The following is an 18,078-nucleotide window of genomic DNA, read 5'->3' as shown; positions in this document are numbered from 1 at the left end:
GTCAGAACGCCCCGGCGCGCTGCACGACGGCCCGCCCCGGAGACGCGCTACCAGGGGATCTCGCCCTCGTCGCTGAAGAAGCGGCCGGTCGGTCCGCCGTCCTCCACGGTGGCCAGCCGGATCGCGGCGGTCGCGCCCTGCTGCGGGGTGCGCGTCCCGCGGAAGCCGTTGAGGTCGGTCGCGGTGAAGCCGGGGCAGACGGCGTTGATCAGGACGTGCGTGCCGGCCAGTTCCTTGGCGTACTGCACGGTGACGGCGTTGAGGAAGGTCTTGGACGGCGCGTAGCCGGCGGAGATCGGGCCGGTCTCGGCGCCCGGGGTGGTCTGGAGCGTGAGGGAGCCGACGCTGCTGGACACGTTCACGATCCGCGGCGACGGTGAGCGGCGCAGCAGCGGGAGCAGGGCGTTGGTGACTCGGATGACGCCGATCACGTTGGTCTCCACGGCCGCCCGTACCCGGTTCACGTCGACCGTGGTGGGTTCCTGGGGGTGGCCGCCGGTGATCGCCGCGTTGTTGACGAGCGCGTCGAGCCGCCCGGCCCGCTCCTCCAGCAGCCGGGCCGCCGCGGTCACGCTCGCGTCGTCGGTCACGTCCAGCGGTACGCCGAAGGCGTCGGCCCCCGCCGCGCGCAGCTTGTCCACGGCGGCCTCGCGCCGCTCCTCGTCCCGGGCGCCGACGCCGACCGACCAGCCGAGCGCGCCGAGCCCGGCGGCGATCTCGTATCCGATGCCCTTGTTGGCGCCGGTCACCAGGGCGACCTTGGGCTGGTTCATGGTGTTCGTCTCAGTCATGTCTCCGATGGTTCTCCCCACCGGGGCGGGGCGTCCAAGACCGACCGGGTGGGCGGCGATACCGTCCGGGTATCGCTCCTGGTGGGGCCCGTTACGCTGGCGGGGTGGAGACACGTGAACTGCGGTACTTCGTCGCGGTCGCCGAGGAGTTGCACTTCGGCCGGGCCGCGCAACGGCTCGGGATCGCCCAGCCTCCGCTGTCGCGGGCGATCGGCGGGCTGGAACGGCGGCTGGGCGTACTCCTCCTGGAGCGCGGCAGCCGGGGCGTCACCCTGACCGGGGCCGGGGCGGTGCTGCTGCGGGAGGCACGGGTGGCGCTGGACGCGGTCGAGGCCGCCGAGCGCCGGACCCGCCGGGCCGCTCTCGCCGCGGCCGGCCACCCCGCGGTGATCCTCGCCGCGAAGGCGGGCGCCTCCGGCGAACTGCTGGCCAAGCTCCTCGACGCCTACGCCGCCGAGCCCGGTGCCGTGACCGTGGACGTCCTGCTGTGCGGGCCGGGCGAGCAGGCGGGGGTCCTCCGCGACGGCCGGGCCGACGTGGCCCTGCTGCACCGGCCGTTCGACGACCTGGCCGGCTTCGACACCGAGGACCTGCACACGGAGGGCCAGGTCGCGGTCCTCCCGGCGGGCCACCCTCTCGGCCTCCGCCCCCACCTGAGCCTCGCCGAGGTCACCGCGCTCCCCGACCTCCCCCTCCCGCGCTGGCCACGCCCCGACGGCACCTTTCCGGACGGCCCCGGCCCCAAGGTGCGCGACCACACCCAACTCACCCAGCTCATCGCCCTGGGCCGCGCCTGCGCGATCGTCCCCGAAACGATCCGCACCAGCCTCCACGAGGGCCTGGTCGCCGTCCCCGTCCCCGACAGCCCCCGCGTCACCACGGTCATCGCCTGGCCCCCGCACAGCCGCTCGACGGCGGTGGCGGGACTGGTGCGCGCGGCCGTGGGGCTGTGACGGGCGGCGGTGGGACCGGGCCGGTCAAGGTGTCGGGCTGTGCAGCGAGCCCGGGGGCTTCCCGGTGCCGGTGGCGACCTTCGTCCGGTGGGCTACGCTGCACGGCATGACTACCGGGACGGCATCGCGCCACACACGGATTGGTGACCCGGTGCTCTCCTGAGTGCCGTACGGGCCGGTGAGGGCCCGCTGTTCGGCCGAGGATCTCGCGCTGGTGCGCGGGCTCCGCCCCTGTCGTGTTGACCACAGGTTCAGCACATCAACCACGACAGGAGAATTCATGCCCATCAAGACGCTGCAGATCCCCACCGCGGACGGCCAGGCCGACGCATTCGCCGCCTTTCCGGACCGTGGCGGGCAGCACCCAGGGGTGCTGATGTACGCGGATGGCTTCGGTATCCGGCCCGTGCTGCGGGAGATGGCCCAGGAGCTGGCCGGGCACGGGTACTACGTGCTCGTCCCCAACCTCTTCTACCGGCACGGCCCGGCACCGGTGATCGAACTTCCCGAGTACATCGGAGAAGAGGCCCGGCCCGCGGTCTTCGCCCAGCTGATGCCTCTGATCGAGGCGCACACCGCCGAACGCGCCCTGAACGACGCCGACGCCTACCTCAGGTACCTCAGCGCCCAGCCCGAGGTCGGCGCCGGACCGGTCGCGGTGACCGGCTACTGCTTCGGCGGCCTCCTGGCGACGCGCACCGCCGCAGCCCACCCCGGCGAGGTGGCCGCCCTCGCCGCGTTCCACGGCCCCGTGGGCGCCGACGGGCCGGACAGCCTCGCCAGGATCACCGCCGACATCCACTTCGGCCATGCCGAGAGCGACTTGACACCCGCGGCCCTGAGCGAGCTCAACCAGGCCCTGGACGCCGCGGGGGTCCGCTACACCTCCGAGATCTACCCCGGCACCATTCACGGCTTCACCATGTCCGACACCGACGCCTTCGACCCCGCGGCGTTCCAGCGCCACTGGGACCGCCTGATCCCCCTCCTCGACCGCACCCTGGCCAACCACCGCTGAGGCCCGGGCCGGGCAGGAGTTCTCAGGACCTTCCTCGAAGCCGGGCGGGACCCTGTGCCAAGATCGCGGGATGCTGCGACTCACCGATTTCATCATCGACTGCCCGGACACGATGAAGCTGGCTTCCTTCTACTCCCAGGTGACAGGCCGCCCGGTGAAGGACGACAGCTCCGAGGACTGGGCCGGCATCAAGTTCGGCGAGATCGAGCTGGCCTTCATCCGGGTGGACGACTACCGCGCCCCGCAGTGGCCCGACAACGAGCACCCCAAGCAGTTCCACCTCGACTTCGAGGTGGACGACATCGAGTCGGAGCAGCGCCGCGTCCTCGACCTCGGCGCGACGCTGAGGCAGGACTTCATCGGCCCCAACGGCTACGGCTGGCGGATCTACACCGACCCGATCGGCCACCCCTTCTGCCTTTGCCGCAACAAGGGCGTCACCTGGACCGACGAGGGGCCGGTCTGGCCGGAGCGCGGTTAGCCCCCTCGCACGCGTCGGCGGCACACCGACCGGCCCGAGTGTCGCCCGAACCGGGCATGAGTGTCCTTCAACCCCGTTATGCAATGGGGCGGTTGATGGCTACGCCCAGGGCCTTCCCCGAACGCCGTCCGGGCCCTCCAGGACCGGCCCCAGAAGGCCGGTCGCGGAGTTTCCGTTCCCTCGGACGGGTTGGGCTCGTGCTGGCAGGTCAGGTGCCCGCCTGGAGGGTGCTTCTGCCCAGGGTGCCGAAGAGCGAGGCGATACCGCAGCAGGTGAACAGCGACCCGATGAGGATGCGGAACAGGCCGAACTCGTGGGGCCGGGCGCGCTGACGGCTGACATAGGTGCGGTGTGCAGGTTGCGTGCTCTGAGGAGCCGTTCGTGGGTCGTCCGCTGCTCTGCGATGCTGGAGGTCGATCGAGAGGGGCCGCAGCGATGCAGTGGAAGATCCACGGTGAACGTCCGATCTACGAGAACAGCTGGGTGAACCTGTGGCTCACCGACGTCGAGACGCCGGACGGAAACCGCTGGGAGCACCACGTCGTCAAACTGCGGCACTTGGCCGTAGCCGCAGTCATCAACGAGCAGCGCGAAGTGTTGATGATGTGGCGGCATCGCTTCATCACTGACGCCTGGGCGTGGGAACTTCCCATGGGGTTGGTCGAGGAGGGCGAGACACCGGCCGAAGCGGCGGCCCGTGAGGTGCTGGAAGAGACAGGCTGGCGGCCCGGCCCGGTCAAGCCGCTCATCTACGCCGAGCCGGCCAACGGCATCACCGACTCCCAGCACCACATCTTCCGCGCCGACGGAGCAACGTACGAAGCCCCGCCGACCGAGAAGAACGAGTCGGACCGGATCGAGTGGATCCCGCTGGCTGATGTGAGGGGCATGATCGACCGGCGCGAGATCGTCAGCAGCGGCTCACTGGTCGGGCTGCTCTACGTACTCATGGACGAGGCGATCCGCTGACCTGACGGGGCAGCGTTTCCCGGAGCCGGGACTCGAATGCCACTGCGGCCGTCTCCCGGCGAAAAGGTTCCAACTGCTCGTAGAACTCCCTGAGATGGCCGCCAACTCGCCGGGAACTGACGGCCGCTGCCGGGGCCAGGGCGTCCATGGCCGTGTGGCACGCCTCATCGAGTTTGCCGCGCTGGAGCTGGGTGCGGGCGAGCCAGAAGGCGTGGAAGGCGCGGCCTCGGTGGTTTGTCCGGTGCTCTCGGCGGAGGGCGTCCGCAATGAGAGGTTCGGCGAGAGCGGCTTCGCCCAGACGACCGTGGGCGATACCGGTGTCAACGATCAGTTTCGGTTCGTCGAAGTAGGCGACCCAGGCCGGATCCGGATCCCCGTTGCTGATCCGCCCGAAGTGGGTGTGGGCTTCCGAGATCGCGGTGTGGGTCGCGCTTTGATTGCCGAGGGCTGCGTGAGCGAAGGCTTCGCGCATCGCGAGCATGGCCAGCACGCGTGCCGTCGTGCCCGCAGCTTCCCTGGCTTGGTCCCGGGCAGCGGTGACGAGCGCGAGCGCGTCGCCCGGCTTGTCCTCGTACGTGGCCTGGAGGCTCATGCAGGCGAGAACGTTGGCCATGAACTGGCGGTCGTCGATCGCCCTGGCCAGACCGAGGGATTCGGTGAAGTAGGCGCGTGCCTGGTTGTACTGACGGGCGTCGAAGTAGGTCCACCCGGTGAGCCGGGCCAGCTCGGCCGCGATGCTGTGAAGGCCGGTTCGCAGGGGAGCCGGCCACTGTTCCTTGAGAAGATCGACAACGTATCGGAGCTGGCCGACGACTGCCGGCCGTAAGGTCTCACCCCCGTGCTCGTCGTCTCTGCGCCAGTAGTCCGCGATTGACGAGTGCAGTGCATCCAGCGTCGAGGGGCTGAGATCGTGCTCGGCCGCCAAGGCGAGAATGCTGTCGACATCCGCCCCTGGGAGCCCGGCGCCAAACGACTCGGCGGCTGCGGTCGGCGCTTGGGCCGGATCCCGGGGCTTGGCCGTCAGGCTCGGCGGAGTTTCCCAGGAACGTCGGGCAAGGCCCAGCATGTTGCCGGGAATGCGCAGTCCGTCCGAGATCCGTTCGACCACGTCCATATGCAACAACTGCCTGCGCCCGGCGATCACTTCGCCCACGCGGCTCGGGGTCAGATCGCAGCGGCGCGCGATCATCGACGGATAGATGCCTGCTCGCGCCTTGACCAGCTTGAAGATGCGGCCGAAGTCTCGGGTCCGGCATGCCTCGATCATCACCGGGTCCGTGAGCAGGCTGACCGGGAGTTCCTGCGAGCGGGATGGCTCGGGCATCGGGCACGCTCCGGCATGAGGACTACGAATCGCTGCGATTGGTCTACCGAGGGTGATGTTATCCACGTTGGGTAATCCGTTTGGCCTTTTTGGCGGGGTCCGGGGATCGCGATGCTCGTGGCCATGGCGAACGGACAGAACGAGGTACGGATGACGTTGCGGGTTTCCCGCGACTCCGGCCGGACGTGGGAACCTCTCAAGGCGGTACGTGTGGGCGAGGCCCCGGTGGTCCTGCAAAATCCGGGACGCTACCCGCCGTGCGTCTGCCCCCGGTGCTCGCGGCAGGCCCGGCATGCCGGCGGCCCGTCCTCCCGGATGGTGTCGTGATGCGGTGCGTGCGCTGGCGCCGGTTGCCGCTCGGCCTGGCACGGGAGGCGCGAGAGAACCCGACCGTTGATCACGTCGACAGGGCGGTGCGGTGCCAGCTGTCCGCGCACGACGGCGGGGACCACTTCGGCCTCGTGAGCGACGACGGCTCGTACCGGACCGCGCTGTGGCTCCGCTGGCGCGGGACCGATGAGCCGGAACTTCTCGTACTGCCGGACTGCCCGGTGGCCGCCCCGGGACCCGACGGTGACGGCTGCTGCCTGTTCGTCGACCACGCCAAGCAGCACACCTGGGAAGACACCCCGGAGGAGGTCCCGTGCACCAGCTGATCGCGAGCCCGTACAACGGAACGTTCCTGATCGCCCGTCCCGGTTCCAAAGGGGGCATGCGCATTCCTCGGACGCTGTACGAGGAGCTGGCCTCGATCGCCGAGAGCAGCAGCCCTCTGCCGGCCTGGCTCCTCGACCACGTCCGCACGGCCTGGAACGTGGACCTGGCGCGCGCGGTGATGCGTGACGCCGTTCTCGTACGCTCCGAGACCCCTCTCGGGTACGGCCGGGCCACGTACGAGATCAACAAGGGCTGCAACTTCAACTGCGAGCACTGCTACCTCGCGGAGCGGAAGTTCGAGGGGCTGCCCTGGCCCGACAAGGTCCGGCTCCTGCGCCTGCTGCGGGACGCCGGGGTGTTGTGGCTCCAGTTCACGGGCGGCGAGCCGCTGATCGACCGGGACTTCGTGGACGCGTACACGCTCGCCCACCGCTCCGGAATGCTGATCGAGATCCTGACCAACGGCTCCCGGCTCCACCGCCCCGAGATCATCGATCTCCTTCGCGACCTGCCGCCGCACAAAGTGACCGTCTCCCTCTACGGGGCAAGCCCGGACAGCTTCGACTCGCTCACCCGCAAACCGGGAGCGTTCAAGTTGGTCGAGAAGGGGCTCGTCGCGGCGCGCGAGGCCGGCATCGCGCTCGAACTCGCGCTGATCATCACCCGGCACAACGCCCACGAGCTGGACGCCATGCGTGCCCTTGCCGAGCGGTACGGGGCGAGCCGTCAGGAGTACGGCACGATCTCACCCACGTACACCGGCACGCCGGAACCGCTGGCCGCGCAGGCGCCCGGATTCCTGGACAAGACCAGCGTGTTCAACGGCTGCCCCGCCGGCCACACGTTCTTCCACGTCGATCCGCACGGCTTGGCGACCATGTGCAAGGTCGGCAGGGAGAACCCCATCGACCTCATGTCCGAGGGCCTGGACGGGCTCCTCCGTCTGCCCGGCATCGCAGATGCCCAAATGCTTCGCACCGGTGGCTGCGGCGGCTGTCGGCTCTCCGGCACCTGCCGGGTCTGCCGACCGCTCGCCAAGGCGTACCAGGAGGCGAAGGCACCACTGAACACCTACTGCCAACACGGAAGCGAGGAAGCGTCATGACCGCTGTCATGGTGGAGATCAGCCCCCGACCGCCGGTCCTGGAGGAGCCCGAGGGAGTGATCCTCCTGGATGACCTGGAGGTGCTGTCCGAAGGCGCCATTCCGGGCTGCAACGACGACAACCCTTACCGGTAGACAACCGGCTACACAGAACCGCGAGGGCTCCGGACGTTCTTCAGTCCGGAGCCCTCGCACTACCACCCTCTGGAAGAGTGAAGCCCCATGGCGACCACCCGCATCGGCTTCGACCAGCTGCCGCCCGCCGCTCGTACCGCCGTCGAGGAACACACCGGCCCCCTCCGCACGGTCGAAGAAGCGACCGACGGCTTCAACAGCGAGATCGCGGCCCGCGTCACCTCCGCCAGGGGCACATGGCACATCAAGGGCCTGCGCAGCGACCACCCCCGCGCCTGGACCCAGCGCCGGGAAGCGGTCATCGCCCCCTTTCTCACCGGCCTGGCCCCCGCCCTCCGCTGGCACGTCGAGTCGGAGGGCTGGGACCTCCTCGGCTTCGAAGCGCTCACCGGCCACCACGCCGACTACGCCCCCGGCTCGCCGGACCTTCCCGAAGTCGCGTCCCTCTTGCGCCGCCTCGGCGAGGCCTCGTGTCCAGGCATCGAACTCCGCCAGGCCGAACAGCGCTTGGAGCGCTACGCAGCCCACCCGGATGACCTCCGCTTCTTCGCCGGGCCCCACCTGCTCCACACCGACCTGAACAACACGAACGTCCTCGTGGACGACGATGTCCCGGCGGGCGAACGGGCCCGCTTGGTCGACTGGGCCTGGGCAACCCGGGGAGCGGCCTGGCTCGACGCCGGCTACTGGGTCGTCTGGCTCATCGCATCCGGCCACACCCCCGCCTCCGCCGAGCGCTGGGCCGCCGAGATCCCCTCCTGGCACATCGCCCCCGCCGAAGGCATCACCGCCTTCGCCACCGCCAACGCCAACGTCTGGTCCGAGATCAGCACGGCCGACCCCGACCCGTGGACGCGGCGCCTCGCCCGCGCTGCCGCCGCCTGGCGCGCGTACCGTCCGGGCCGGTGACCAGGTGGTGCACATACGCTGGTGACCATGACCTCAGTGGAGGAGGAGCGCCCGCGCGCGCTGCTCGCGGGCGCTTCGCGGCGGTGGGTGCGGATGCTGCCGTGGGCCGTGGCCTTCGTGCTGTGCGTCGCCCTGCTGCCCACCACCATCCGGGTCCTCACCGCCGACTACGGCCTGAACGGGGGCCTCGCCGGCGCGCTGGCCGTCGCCCAGGCCGCCCCGCTCCTGCTCGCCGTCGTACGGCCGCTGCGGGCCTGGTACGTGATCTTCACCGCCGACGTGGCGGGGGCGCTCGCGCTGCTCGCCGTCGACTTCGGGGACCGCCTGCTGTGGCCGTTCCCGCCCATGCAGATCGTCGGGTACGTCGGGCTCTGCCTCGCCCTGGGCCTGCGCGAGCGGCGGCGGACCCTGATCCGGGTCTGGCTGGCCACGGCGGGGGCGAACGTGGCCCTGGGGTTCGCCGCACCCCACGACTTCGGTGCGCGGGACCTGCTGTTCGCCATCCTCGGAGGCATCGCTCTCCTGCTGGGCGGCGCGCTCCGCGAGCGGTCCGACGCACAGCGCAGACTGGCCGAGCAGGAGACGATCAGCGAGGCCGAGCGCGGCCGGCGCACCCTGCTGGAGGAACGCGCCCGGATCGCCCGCGAACTGCACGACGTGGTGGCCCACCACATGTCCGTCATCACGGTGCAGGCCGGCACGGCGGAGTACCGCCACGACGGGCTGCCGCCCCAGGTGCGCGAAGAGTTCACGTCCATCGCGGCCACCGCGCGCCAGTCGCTCGGCGAGATGCGCAGGCTCCTCGGCGTGCTGCGCAACGAGGACGCGCACGGCGAGCTCGTGCCCCAGCCGGGCCTCGCGCAGATCGGGCCCCTGGTGGAGGCGACGGAGCGGGCGAGCGGGCGGGTGGACTTCACCCCCTGCGACGCCGAGGTGCCCGAAGCGGTGGGCCTGTCCGCCTACCGGATCGTCCAGGAGGCCCTGGCGAACGTCGTACGGCACGCGCCGGGCGCACACACGAGGGTGTCGCTGTCCGTGTCGGACCCGACCACGTCCGTATCGGACCCGACCACGTCCGTGTCGGACCCGACCACGTCCGTGTCGGACCCGACCGCGCCCGTGTCGGACCCGACCACGTCCGTGTCGGACCCCGCCGCGCCGGCCGTCCCGCAGCTCACCGTCCTCGTCGTCAACGGCCCGCCGCCGCAGGGCTCCGGAGGGCCGCTCGAAGCGGGCGGCACCGGGCACGGCCTCGTCGGCATGCGTGAGCGGGTCAGGATCATCGGTGGCACCCTCGACGCCGGGCCGCTCCCGGACGGCGGCTTCCGGGTCGCCGCCCTCCTCCCACTCACCGGAACGGACCCCACGTGACGACACGCGTCCTCATCGTCGACGACCAGGCCATGGTGCGGGCGGGCTTCGCCGCGCTGCTGGCCGCCCAGAGCGACATCGACGTGGTGGGCGAGGCCCCCGACGGAGAGCGGGGAGTCGAGCTGAGCCGGCAGACCCGCCCCGACGTCGTGCTGATGGACGTCCGGATGCCCGGGATGAACGGCCTGGCGGCAGCACGCGAGCTCCTGCACCCGCCGCCGGGCGTGACCCACCGGCCGCGCGTCCTGATGCTCACCACCTTCGACGTCGACGACTACGTCTACGAAGCGCTCCGGGCGGGCGCGAGCGGCTTCCTCCTCAAGGACGCGCCGTCGGCCGATCTGATCGCCGCGGTCCGCGTCGTGGCCTCGGGCGACGCGCTCCTCGCCCCCTCCGTGACCCGGCGCCTCATCGGGGACTTCGTCAAGCAGCGCCCGGCCGCCCGGGGCAAGCCCGAGCAGCGACTGGGGGGCCTCACGGAGCGCGAGACCGAAGTCCTCTCACTGGTGGCCCGCGGCCTGTCGAACGCGGAGATCGCGCAGACCCTGGTGCTGGCCGAGCAGACGGTGAAGACCCACGTCAGCCGGGTCCTCACCAAGCTAGACCTGCGCGACCGCGCCCAGGCGGTGGTCTTCGCCTACGAGTCGGGGCTGGTGATCCCGGGCGAGTAGGACCGGGGCACCCCCGCACGGGCCCGCATGGGTCCGCACGGGCCCGCACAGGCCCGCACCCGCTCTCCGCCACCCCCTACCGCCGTAGCACGGCCACTTTGGCTCCCGGGTATGACGCCCCGCGCACAGCCCTGCCCGCACTCTTCCCCCCGTAGGCGAAACGCACGTGTGAGGGAGACCGGAAGATGAGGCTACGCAGGAACAAGCGGGGGAAGGCGGGGGACCGGCCGGAGGCGGGCCACGGGGGCGGCGACCCGGCCGCCACGCCCGGTCTCGCGGTCGAACTGCGCGGCGTCCGGCGGCACTACGGACGCGGGGCGGGCACGGTGCACGCCCTCGCGGGCATCGACCTGGCCCTGCCGAGCGGCACGTTCACCGCGGTCATGGGCCCGTCCGGGTCCGGCAAGTCCACGTTCCTCCAGTGCGCCGCCGGGCTCGACCGGCCCTCGGCGGGCTCGGTGCGGGTCGGCGGTACGGAGATCACCGGCATGGACGAGAACGAGCTCACCGAGCTGCGCCGCAGCCGCCTCGGCTTCGTCTTCCAGGCGTTCAACCTGCTGCCGTCGCTGACCGTGGAGCAGAACGTGCTGCTGCCCATGCGCCTGGCCGGGCAGCACCAGGACCGGCACCGGGCGCAGGCGGTCCTCGCCCGGGTCGGCCTCGCGGACAAGGCCCGCCGCCGGCCCGCGGAGCTCTCCGGCGGCCAGCAGCAGCGCGTGGCCGTCGCCCGCGCCCTGGCCACCGGGCCCGACGTGATCTTCGCGGACGAACCCACCGGCGCGCTCGACACCGGCACCGCCGCCGAGGTCCTCGGCCTCCTGCGCGACGCGGTGGACTCGCTCGGCGCCACCGTCGTCATGGTCACCCACGACCCCGTGGCGGCGGCATGGGCCGACCGGGTGCTGTTCCTCGCCGACGGCGCCTTCGCCGGCCACGTCGAGCGCGGTACGGCCGAGCAGATCGCGGCCGGGATGGCCGCGCTCACCTCGCGCACCGCCCGTGCCGGGGCGACGGCGGGTGTGGCGGCATGAGGCGCCCCAACGGCCTCGCACGTGAGGCCATCCGCTTCAAGCCCGCGTCCTTCGCGGGCACCTTCCTCGCGCTGCTGATGTCCGCGCTGATCGTCTCGGCCTGCGGAATCCTGCTGGAGACCAGCCTGCGCGCCTCCGTGCCGCCGGAGCGGTACGCCGGCGCGCCGGTCGTCGTGGCGGCCGACCAGAACGAGTACGTCGTCACCGGCAGCGGCGAGGACCTGGAGAAGGAGGCGACGCCGCTGCCGGACACCGCCCGGATGGACGCCGGGCTGGCCGCGAAGGCCGCCGGGGCGCCGGGCGCGGCCACCGCCGTCGCGGACTTCACCTTCCCGGTGCACGCGCGGGGCGGTGCGCTCACCGCGCACGGATGGGGCTCCCACAGCTTCACCGGCGCCTCGCTGACCGCCGGCTCCGCGCCCCGCGAGGGCGAGGTCGTGCTCGACACCGGCACGGCCCGCGCCGAACGGGCCGCCGTGGGTGACACCGTCGCGCTGGAGACCGCGGCCGGGCAGCGCGACTTCCGCGTGGCCGGGATCGCCGAGGCGGGGCCCGCGGACACCGCCCGGGGTTCCGGCGACGCAGGCGGCACGACCTGGTTCGCCGACACCCAGGCTCCCGTCCTCGCCGGGCACCCCGGCAAGGCCGACGCCGTCGTCGTGCTGGCGGAGAAGGGCACTGGCGCCGACGCCCTCGGCGACACCGTGCGGCGGGTCCTGGCCGGTTCCGGTGTCCAGGTCCACACCGGCGACGACCGCGGAGCCGTCGAGCAGCCGGGCCTGGCGTCCGCCAAGGTGACGCTCTTCGGGATCGGCGGGTCCTTCGGCGGCATCGCCGCCATCGTCGCCGTCTTCACCGCGGCCGGGACCGTGGCGCTCTCGGTCGGTCAGCGGGCCCGGTCCTTCGCCCTGCTGCGCGCCATCGGCGCCACCCCGCGCCAGGTGCGCCGTGCGGTCGCCTCCGAAGCGCTGCTCGTCGCACCGCTCGCCGGGATCGCCGGCTGCCTGCCCGGCATCGGGCTCGCGCACTGGTGGTTCGGGCAGCTTCAGGACCGCGGAGCCGTCCCGCGCGCCGTGGACCTGCACGTCTCCGTGCTCCCGCTGCTCGCCGCCGTCGTCCTGGGCCTGCTCACCGCGCTGGGCGCGGGCTGGATCGCCGGGCGCCGGCCGGCACGGATCGCGCCGGGGCAGGCGCTGTCGGAGGCGTCGGTGGAGCGGCTGCGGCCCGGCCTGATCCGTACCTTCCTCGGCGTCGCCGCCCTCGTCGGCGGCACCATCCTCACGGGTGTGTCCGCCCGCTCGGCGGGGGACGACGCGGCCGGTGCCGCCCTCGGCGTCGTCATGCTCTTCATGCTCGCGGTCGGGCTGCTCGGCCCGCTGGTGGCGCGGCTGTGCGCGGGACTGTTCGGCCTGCCGCTGCGCGGCGCGGGCCCGGCGGCCGGACTCGCGGCAGCCAACTCCCGGGCCAACGCCCGCCGCCTCGCCTCCGCGATCACCCCGATCGTGCTCGCCGTGGCGTTCTCCTCGACCCTAGTGTTCATGCACACGAGCGAGAACCACGCCGCCGACAAGCAGCTGCGCGCGGGTGTCACCGCGGACCACGTGGTGACGGACCCGGCCGGGCTCCCGGTGGACGCGGTGTCCCGCGCGGCCCGCGCGCCGGGTGTGGAGACGTCCGTCGGGCTGCTGAACACCCAGGTGCTGGTGCCGACCGGCTCGGGCGAGTTCAAGTCGCTCCAGGGTGCGGCCACCCAGGGCGTCACCGGCTCCGGCGCCGCCCTCGCGAAGGTGCAGGATCTGGATGTACGCGAGGGCAGCCTCGACCGGCTCGGCGCGGGCCGCATCGCCATCGACCGGACCCTGGCGGCCTCGGCGGACGCCGGCGTCGGCGACCGGCTTCCGCTCTACCTCCCGGACGGGACCGAGGCCGCTCCCGAGATCGTCGCGGTCTACGGCCGCGGCCTCGGCCTGGCCACGGTGACCATGGACCGGGCGTCCCTGACCGGGCACGTCACCTCGGGCTTCGACAGCACCCTGCTGGTACGGGGCGGCTCGGCGAAGGCGCTCACCGCCCTGGGCGAGGTCACCGACGCCTCCGGCTACGCCACCGAGCGGAACACGGAGGCGGAGCTGGGCGCCTGGATGAACACCACCATGGCCGCGGTCCTCGGTGGTTTCGCGGCCGTCGCCGCGGTCAACACCCTGGTGATGACGGTCCGGGACCGCCGTCCCGAACTGGGCGCGCTGCGCCTGATCGGCGCCACCCGGCGGCAGGTGATGGCCATGCTGCGCTGGGAGGCGCTGCTGGTCTCGGCGGCGGGCCTGATCCTCGGCTCCGCGATCGCCGCGGCCACGCTGATCCCGATGATGAACGGCGTGACCGGCGACGCGCCGTACGTGCCCCCCTTGATGTACGGGGCCCTCGCGGCGGCTGTCTGCGGCCTGGCCCTGCTCGCGGTCACGCTGCCGGCCAGGACCGGGCCGCGCCGCCGGGCGTAGGGCGGCTGCGGCCTGGCCCTGCTCGCGGTCACGCTGCCGGCCAGGACCGGGCCGCGCCGCCGGGCGTAGGGCGCCGGGCGGAGGACGGGGCAGAGGGCGGCGGGGTGGAGGACGGAGGACGGAGGGCGAGGCGGGAGCCGGGGTGAGACCGGCTCCCGCCTCCTGTGCCGCCGTGCCGCGTGCCGCGTGCCCCGGGGCCCGGGGCCCGGGGCCCGGGCGATCTTGGAGAGCGCTCTCCGGGGTGGCCCAAAAAAGGGCCCCGGACCTGCGGGGGCACGCGTGTGCCGCCGGCTGCGGCAGTTCGTACTACGGCAGCTCGTAGTTCCCGTCGAGCACCGCGCCCTTGTCCGGGTGGTTCTCGTCGTAGCCGTGCGGGTCGCACTGGAGGCCGCCCCTGATGCAGTGGGTGACCATCGCGTCCAGCGTGGCGGTGTCCCAGGCATTCATGAAGTCGTAGTGGAACGAGTAGCCCGCCCCGCTCGCCAGCCTCACCTGGGACATGTCACCGTTGACCGGCCACGCCATCTTGAACTCGATCATCGGCAGCGCGACCGGGTGGTCCGCCGGGCAGGAGTCGTAGTTGGCCCCGCCCGCGACCGGGTACGCCATGTGGCTCTGGTGGTCCGGCGTGTCCAGGTGGATGCCGTCCCAGCAACTCGGCGCCTGGAGGCGCAGGTTGAGCTGCACGTCCCGGCGGTCGGGGCAGGTCGCGGGGAAGTCGTAGTTCTTGAAGGAGTCGCCGCACTCCCAGCCCTCCACGGTGCCCTTCAGGTTCTGGAACTCCTCCTTGCTCTGCATCGGGCTGCCGACGACGAACCGCAGGCCCTTGGGGAAGGGGCGGACGCTGCGGTAGTCGGTGACGCCCGACTTGTAGTAGATGGTCTGGACGCCGTCGGGGAGGATCTTCTGGTCCCCCTTGAACAGGCTCGGCATCCAGTACGCCGACTTGTCACCGGGTGCCAGACACGTGGTGTCGCCCGTCTCCAGCGAGGCCGCCGTGGTGTGGGCGTTGGTCGTGGTGTTGCCCATGAACGTGTGGTCGTGGGACTTGCCGGGCTGGCCCGGGTAGACGATCGGGTCGTCCGGAGCGGTGTGCGTGGGGGCGCACTTGGCCTGGAACTCGTGGAAGTACGCCTGCGGCGGCACGTCCATCGAGGGGGTGACCCCGGTGACCGGCGGGTCGGCCATGATGTAGCCGTCGCCGTCCGGGTCGTCGCCCGACGCCCGGGTGGACGCCGGCATCCCGGGCATCCCCGGCATCGAATACGCCGCGTGCTCGGTGTGCGCGGCGGCGCCCGTCTCCGGGGCGGCGTTCGCCGTGGCGGCGATCGAGGCGATCCCGGCCGTGGTCAGGCTCAACGAGGTGAACAAGAGCAGTCCGGTGAGGGTTCTGGACCTCCGTGGCATGGAGATTCCTCCTGCGCGTCGTGGGGGAGTGCGGGGAGTGCGGGGAGTGCGGGAAGTGCGGGGGAGTGCAGGGAGTGCGGGGGCGGAGGAGAGCGCCCGGCCGGGGAGGACGGGAGCGCCGCGACCATCTCGGAGAGCGCTCTCCCGCTCTCCGTGGAGTGTTCCGCTCATGACAAGAGCGTGTCAATACGTCGTGTCGTCGCTTCAGGAGTCGTGGCCGTCCGCCACGGGGATGCCGAGCGCCCCCAGGAACGCCGTCGTGGCCGGGGTCCGGCCGGAGCGGCTCCAGGTCGCGTGCTGGACGCGGACCGGCGCGTCGGAGACCTCGATCGCGACGATGCCGGGCAGCCGCGCGGCGTACGCCGGGGGCAGCATCGCCACCGCCAGGCCGGGGCCGACGAGGCTCGCGATGTAGTCCGCGGTGGTGACCTCGAAGGCGACGTCCCGGGTGAGTCCGGCGGCGGCGAACGCCTGGTCGGACTGGGCGCGTCCGGCCGTGCCCGCCGGGAAGTCCACGAACACCTCCGAGGCGAGCCGGGCCAGGTCCACCGAGGGCGCCCCGGCCAGCGGATGGTCCGGGGAGACCACGGCGACGAGCCGGTCGCGGGCCAGTTCGTGGCGGCCGACGCCCCGGGGCACGGCGGTCGCGGGGAGCCCGAGGAAGGCCACGTCGAGGGTGCCCTCGCGGACCTGCTCGACCAGCTCGTCGCTGGCGCCCACGCGCAGGCTGACGCGGACGTGCGGGTGGCGCCGGCGGAAGGCGCCCAGGGCGGCCGGGATGTCGACGGCGGTGACCGTCGGGATCAGGCCCACCGCGAGCCGGCCGCGCACCTCGCCGACGGCCGCCGCGACCTCGGCCGCGGCGCGCTCGGCGGCCTCCAGGCACTGGCGGGCGGCCGGCAGGAACGCCTCCCCGGCCGGGGTCAGCCGCACCCGGCGGGTGGTCCGCTCGAAGAGCCGCCCGCCCAGCTCCCGCTCCAGGCGGGCGATCTGGTGGCTCAGGGCCGACTGCACGACGAGGCACCGCTCGGCGGCCCGGGTGAAGCCGCCGGTCTCGGCCACGGCGATCACGTAACGCATCTGCTGGAGTTCCATGGGTCGCATCGTCCATTCATCTCGGATCGAGATCAATGAGCTGACAGACATGTGTTGGACTCATCAATGGCCCCGGGCCGAGACTTCGGGGCATGACAAGCCGACGCACGCGGGGGGCCGCCGGGGCGCTGCCCCGTACCGCCCTGACCGCGCTCGCCCCGGCGGTGTGGGGCACGACCTACATCGTCACCACGGAGTTCCTGCCGGCCGGGCATCCGCTGTTCGCCGGCTTCCTGCGCGCCCTGCCCGCCGGGCTGATCGCGCTCGCCGTCACCCGCACGCTCCCGCGCGGCGCCTGGTGGGGGAAGGCGGCGGTGCTCGGGGTGCTCAACATCGGGCTCTTCCTGCCGCTGCTGTTCATCGCGGCGGAACGGCTCCCGGGCGGTGTGGCCGCCACCCTCGGCGCCGCGCAGCCGCTCGTCGTCGCCGTCCTCGCGGTGACCGTCCTGCGCCAGCCGCTGTCCGCCCGGTCCCTGCTGTGGGGCGTCACGGGTGTGCTCGGCGTCGGCCTCGTGGTCATCGGGCCCGGGGCGGAGCTGGACGCCGCCGGGGTGGCGGCGGGCCTCGCCGGGGCCGTGGCGATGGGGCTCGGTGTGACGCTCACCAAGCGGTGGGGGCGGCCCGAAGGGGTCGGCCCGCTCGCCCTGACCGGCTGGCAGCTCACCGCCGGAGGACTCTTCCTGGCACCGGTGACCTTCCTCGCCGAGGGCCCGCCGCCCGCGGTCGACGGCCGCGCCGCGCTCGGCTACCTCTGGCTGGGCCTGGTCGGCGGGCTGCTGACGTACGCCCTGTGGTTCCGGGGCATCGGCGCGCTGCCGGTGACCTCGGTCGCCGTCCTCGGCCTGCTCTCGCCGCTCGTCGCGGCCGGCCTGGGCGCGCTCGTCCTCGGCCAGACCCTCGGCCGCGTCCAGCTGGCGGGCTTCGCGCTCGCCCTCGCCTCGATCGCCGGGGGCCAGCTCCCGGGGCGCGCCGCCGCCCGTACCCCTGTCGTCCCCTCAACCCCCGTAGCCGAAAGGACCCCTCGATGAAGATCGCCGTTCTCGGAGCAGCGGGCATGGCCGGCTCCCGCGTCGTCACCGAAGCCGCGTACCGGGGCCACGCGCTCCTCGCGGTCTACCGCTCCACCCGCCCGGAGGCCCTGCCGCCCGGCGTCACCCCGGTGGCGGGCGACGCGGACGACACGGACGCGATGTGCGCCCTGTTCGAGGGCGTCGAGGCGGTGGTGGCCGCGACCCGCCCGCCCGCGGGGCGTGAGCACACGATCGCGGCGACGACGACCGCCCTGCTCGACGCGGCGGCGAAGACCGGGACGCGCATTCTGGTGGTCGGCGGCGCGGGCCCGCTGGAGGTCCCCGGGCACCCCGGGCGGCTGGTGGTGGACGACCCCGCTCACGTACCGCCGCAGTGGCGGGCCGTCGCCGCCGCCAGCTCGGCCCAGCTCGCCGCCTGCCGGTCGCACCCGGCGGCCGACTGGACCTACCTCAGCCCGCCCGCCGTCCTGGAGCCGGGCCCCCGCACGGGTGCGTACCGCCGGGGCACGACCACCCTGCTCACCACGGAGGGCGGCACCTCACGCATCTCGGCGGAGGACCTGGCGGCGGCGGTCCTGGACGAGCTGGAACGGCCGCGCGGGGAGCGGCACTTCACGGTGGGCTACTGACCCG

The 18,078-nt window shown here is 72.8% G+C and carries 18 protein-coding genes; 14 read left to right on the top strand and 4 right to left on the bottom strand.

Features of this window, described 5'->3' with window-relative positions; genetic code table 11:
* Nucleotides 1-47 precede the first annotated feature (47 nt).
* On the bottom strand, nucleotides 48-791 hold the full coding sequence (locus tag FKN01_RS25825) for an SDR family oxidoreductase (RefSeq protein ID WP_221939379.1): 744 nt from the start codon (nucleotides 789-791) through the stop codon (nucleotides 48-50).
* Nucleotides 792-895: 104 nt separating this feature from the next.
* On the opposite strand from FKN01_RS25825, the gene FKN01_RS25820 reads away from it, so the two are divergent.
* The 4 genes from FKN01_RS25820 to FKN01_RS25800 all read left to right on the top strand — a co-directional run bounded on the left by FKN01_RS25820 (nucleotide 896) and on the right by FKN01_RS25800 (nucleotide 4,212).
* Nucleotides 896-1,744, top strand: a complete 849-nt coding sequence (locus FKN01_RS25820; RefSeq protein WP_143624642.1) for a LysR family transcriptional regulator — start codon at nucleotides 896-898, stop codon at nucleotides 1,742-1,744.
* Between the two features lie 280 nt (nucleotides 1,745-2,024).
* Nucleotides 2,025-2,762 carry a dienelactone hydrolase family protein gene (locus FKN01_RS25815; protein ID WP_143624640.1) on the top strand — a complete coding sequence of 246 codons (738 nt, stop codon included), beginning with the start codon at nucleotides 2,025-2,027 and terminating at the stop codon, nucleotides 2,760-2,762.
* A 70-nt stretch (nucleotides 2,763-2,832) separates the two neighbouring features.
* Entirely contained in the window at nucleotides 2,833-3,243 is a 411-nt protein-coding gene (locus FKN01_RS25810) for a VOC family protein (protein WP_143624638.1), read from the top strand.
* A gap of 435 nt (nucleotides 3,244-3,678) precedes the next feature.
* Nucleotides 3,679-4,212, top strand: a complete 534-nt coding sequence (locus tag FKN01_RS25800) for an NUDIX hydrolase (protein WP_143624636.1) — start codon at nucleotides 3,679-3,681, stop codon at nucleotides 4,210-4,212.
* Here the strand turns inward: FKN01_RS25800 and FKN01_RS25795 are convergent.
* Nucleotides 4,190-5,536 (bottom strand): hypothetical protein, encoded by a 1,347-nt coding sequence (locus FKN01_RS25795; RefSeq protein ID WP_143624634.1) that lies wholly within the window; start codon nucleotides 5,534-5,536, stop codon nucleotides 4,190-4,192. The two genes, FKN01_RS25800 and FKN01_RS25795, sit on opposite strands and share 23 nt — an antisense overlap.
* A gap of 257 nt (nucleotides 5,537-5,793) precedes the next feature.
* On the opposite strand from FKN01_RS25795, the gene FKN01_RS25785 reads away from it, so the two are divergent.
* The 8 genes from FKN01_RS25785 to FKN01_RS25755 all read left to right on the top strand — a co-directional run bounded on the left by FKN01_RS25785 (nucleotide 5,794) and on the right by FKN01_RS25755 (nucleotide 13,912).
* Nucleotides 5,794-6,192: a hypothetical protein gene (locus tag FKN01_RS25785; protein WP_313906177.1), complete on the top strand. Its 399-nt coding sequence runs from the start codon at nucleotides 5,794-5,796 to the stop codon at nucleotides 6,190-6,192.
* Entirely contained in the window at nucleotides 6,180-7,298 is a 1,119-nt protein-coding gene (locus FKN01_RS25780) for a radical SAM protein (protein ID WP_143624629.1), read from the top strand. Before FKN01_RS25785 ends, FKN01_RS25780 begins: the two co-directional genes overlap by 13 nt.
* Nucleotides 7,295-7,432, top strand: coding sequence for a hypothetical protein (locus FKN01_RS32635; protein WP_185992985.1), 138 nt, complete (start codon nucleotides 7,295-7,297; stop codon nucleotides 7,430-7,432). Before FKN01_RS25780 ends, FKN01_RS32635 begins: the two co-directional genes overlap by 4 nt.
* Nucleotides 7,433-7,519: 87 nt before the next feature.
* Entirely contained in the window at nucleotides 7,520-8,341 is an 822-nt protein-coding gene (locus FKN01_RS25775) for an aminoglycoside phosphotransferase (protein ID WP_143624627.1), read from the top strand.
* A 27-nt stretch (nucleotides 8,342-8,368) separates the two neighbouring features.
* Nucleotides 8,369-9,712, top strand: a complete 1,344-nt coding sequence (locus tag FKN01_RS25770) for a sensor histidine kinase (protein WP_143624625.1) — start codon at nucleotides 8,369-8,371, stop codon at nucleotides 9,710-9,712.
* Entirely contained in the window at nucleotides 9,709-10,383 is a 675-nt protein-coding gene (locus FKN01_RS25765; protein WP_143624623.1) for a response regulator transcription factor, read from the top strand. Before FKN01_RS25770 ends, FKN01_RS25765 begins: the two co-directional genes overlap by 4 nt.
* A gap of 185 nt (nucleotides 10,384-10,568) precedes the next feature.
* Nucleotides 10,569-11,414, top strand: a complete 846-nt coding sequence (locus tag FKN01_RS25760) for an ABC transporter ATP-binding protein (protein WP_185992984.1) — start codon at nucleotides 10,569-10,571, stop codon at nucleotides 11,412-11,414.
* Complete coding sequence (locus FKN01_RS25755) at nucleotides 11,411-13,912, top strand: ABC transporter permease (protein WP_143624621.1); 2,502 nt, start codon at nucleotides 11,411-11,413, stop codon at nucleotides 13,910-13,912. Before FKN01_RS25760 ends, FKN01_RS25755 begins: the two co-directional genes overlap by 4 nt.
* Nucleotides 13,913-14,218: 306 nt before the next feature.
* Here the strand turns inward: FKN01_RS25755 and FKN01_RS25750 are convergent, their stop codons facing one another.
* Both FKN01_RS25750 and FKN01_RS25745 read right to left on the bottom strand, forming a co-directional pair.
* On the bottom strand, nucleotides 14,219-15,319 hold the full coding sequence (locus FKN01_RS25750) for a DUF1996 domain-containing protein (protein ID WP_185992983.1): 1,101 nt from the start codon (nucleotides 15,317-15,319) through the stop codon (nucleotides 14,219-14,221).
* Between the two features lie 204 nt (nucleotides 15,320-15,523).
* Complete coding sequence (locus tag FKN01_RS25745) at nucleotides 15,524-16,414, bottom strand: LysR family transcriptional regulator (protein ID WP_143624619.1); 891 nt, start codon at nucleotides 16,412-16,414, stop codon at nucleotides 15,524-15,526.
* Between the two features lie 92 nt (nucleotides 16,415-16,506).
* On the opposite strand from FKN01_RS25745, the gene FKN01_RS25740 reads away from it, so the two are divergent.
* The gene (locus tag FKN01_RS25740) at nucleotides 16,507-17,442 is read left to right on the top strand and encodes an EamA family transporter (RefSeq protein ID WP_143624617.1); all 936 of its coding nucleotides are present in this window, start codon (nucleotides 16,507-16,509) and stop codon (nucleotides 17,440-17,442) included.
* Nucleotides 17,439-18,074: an NAD(P)-dependent oxidoreductase gene (locus FKN01_RS25735; RefSeq protein WP_143624615.1), complete on the top strand. Its 636-nt coding sequence runs from the start codon at nucleotides 17,439-17,441 to the stop codon at nucleotides 18,072-18,074. The genes FKN01_RS25740 and FKN01_RS25735 overlap by 4 nt, the downstream gene beginning before the upstream one ends.
* Nucleotides 18,075-18,078 lie beyond the last annotated feature (4 nt).

This window comes from Streptomyces sp. 130 (assembly GCF_007096885.1).
In the GTDB taxonomy this organism is placed as follows: domain Bacteria; phylum Actinomycetota; class Actinomycetes; order Streptomycetales; family Streptomycetaceae; genus Streptomyces.
The sequence above is the reverse complement of the archived record's forward strand: the minus strand, read 5'-3'. Positions and strand labels throughout refer to the sequence as shown.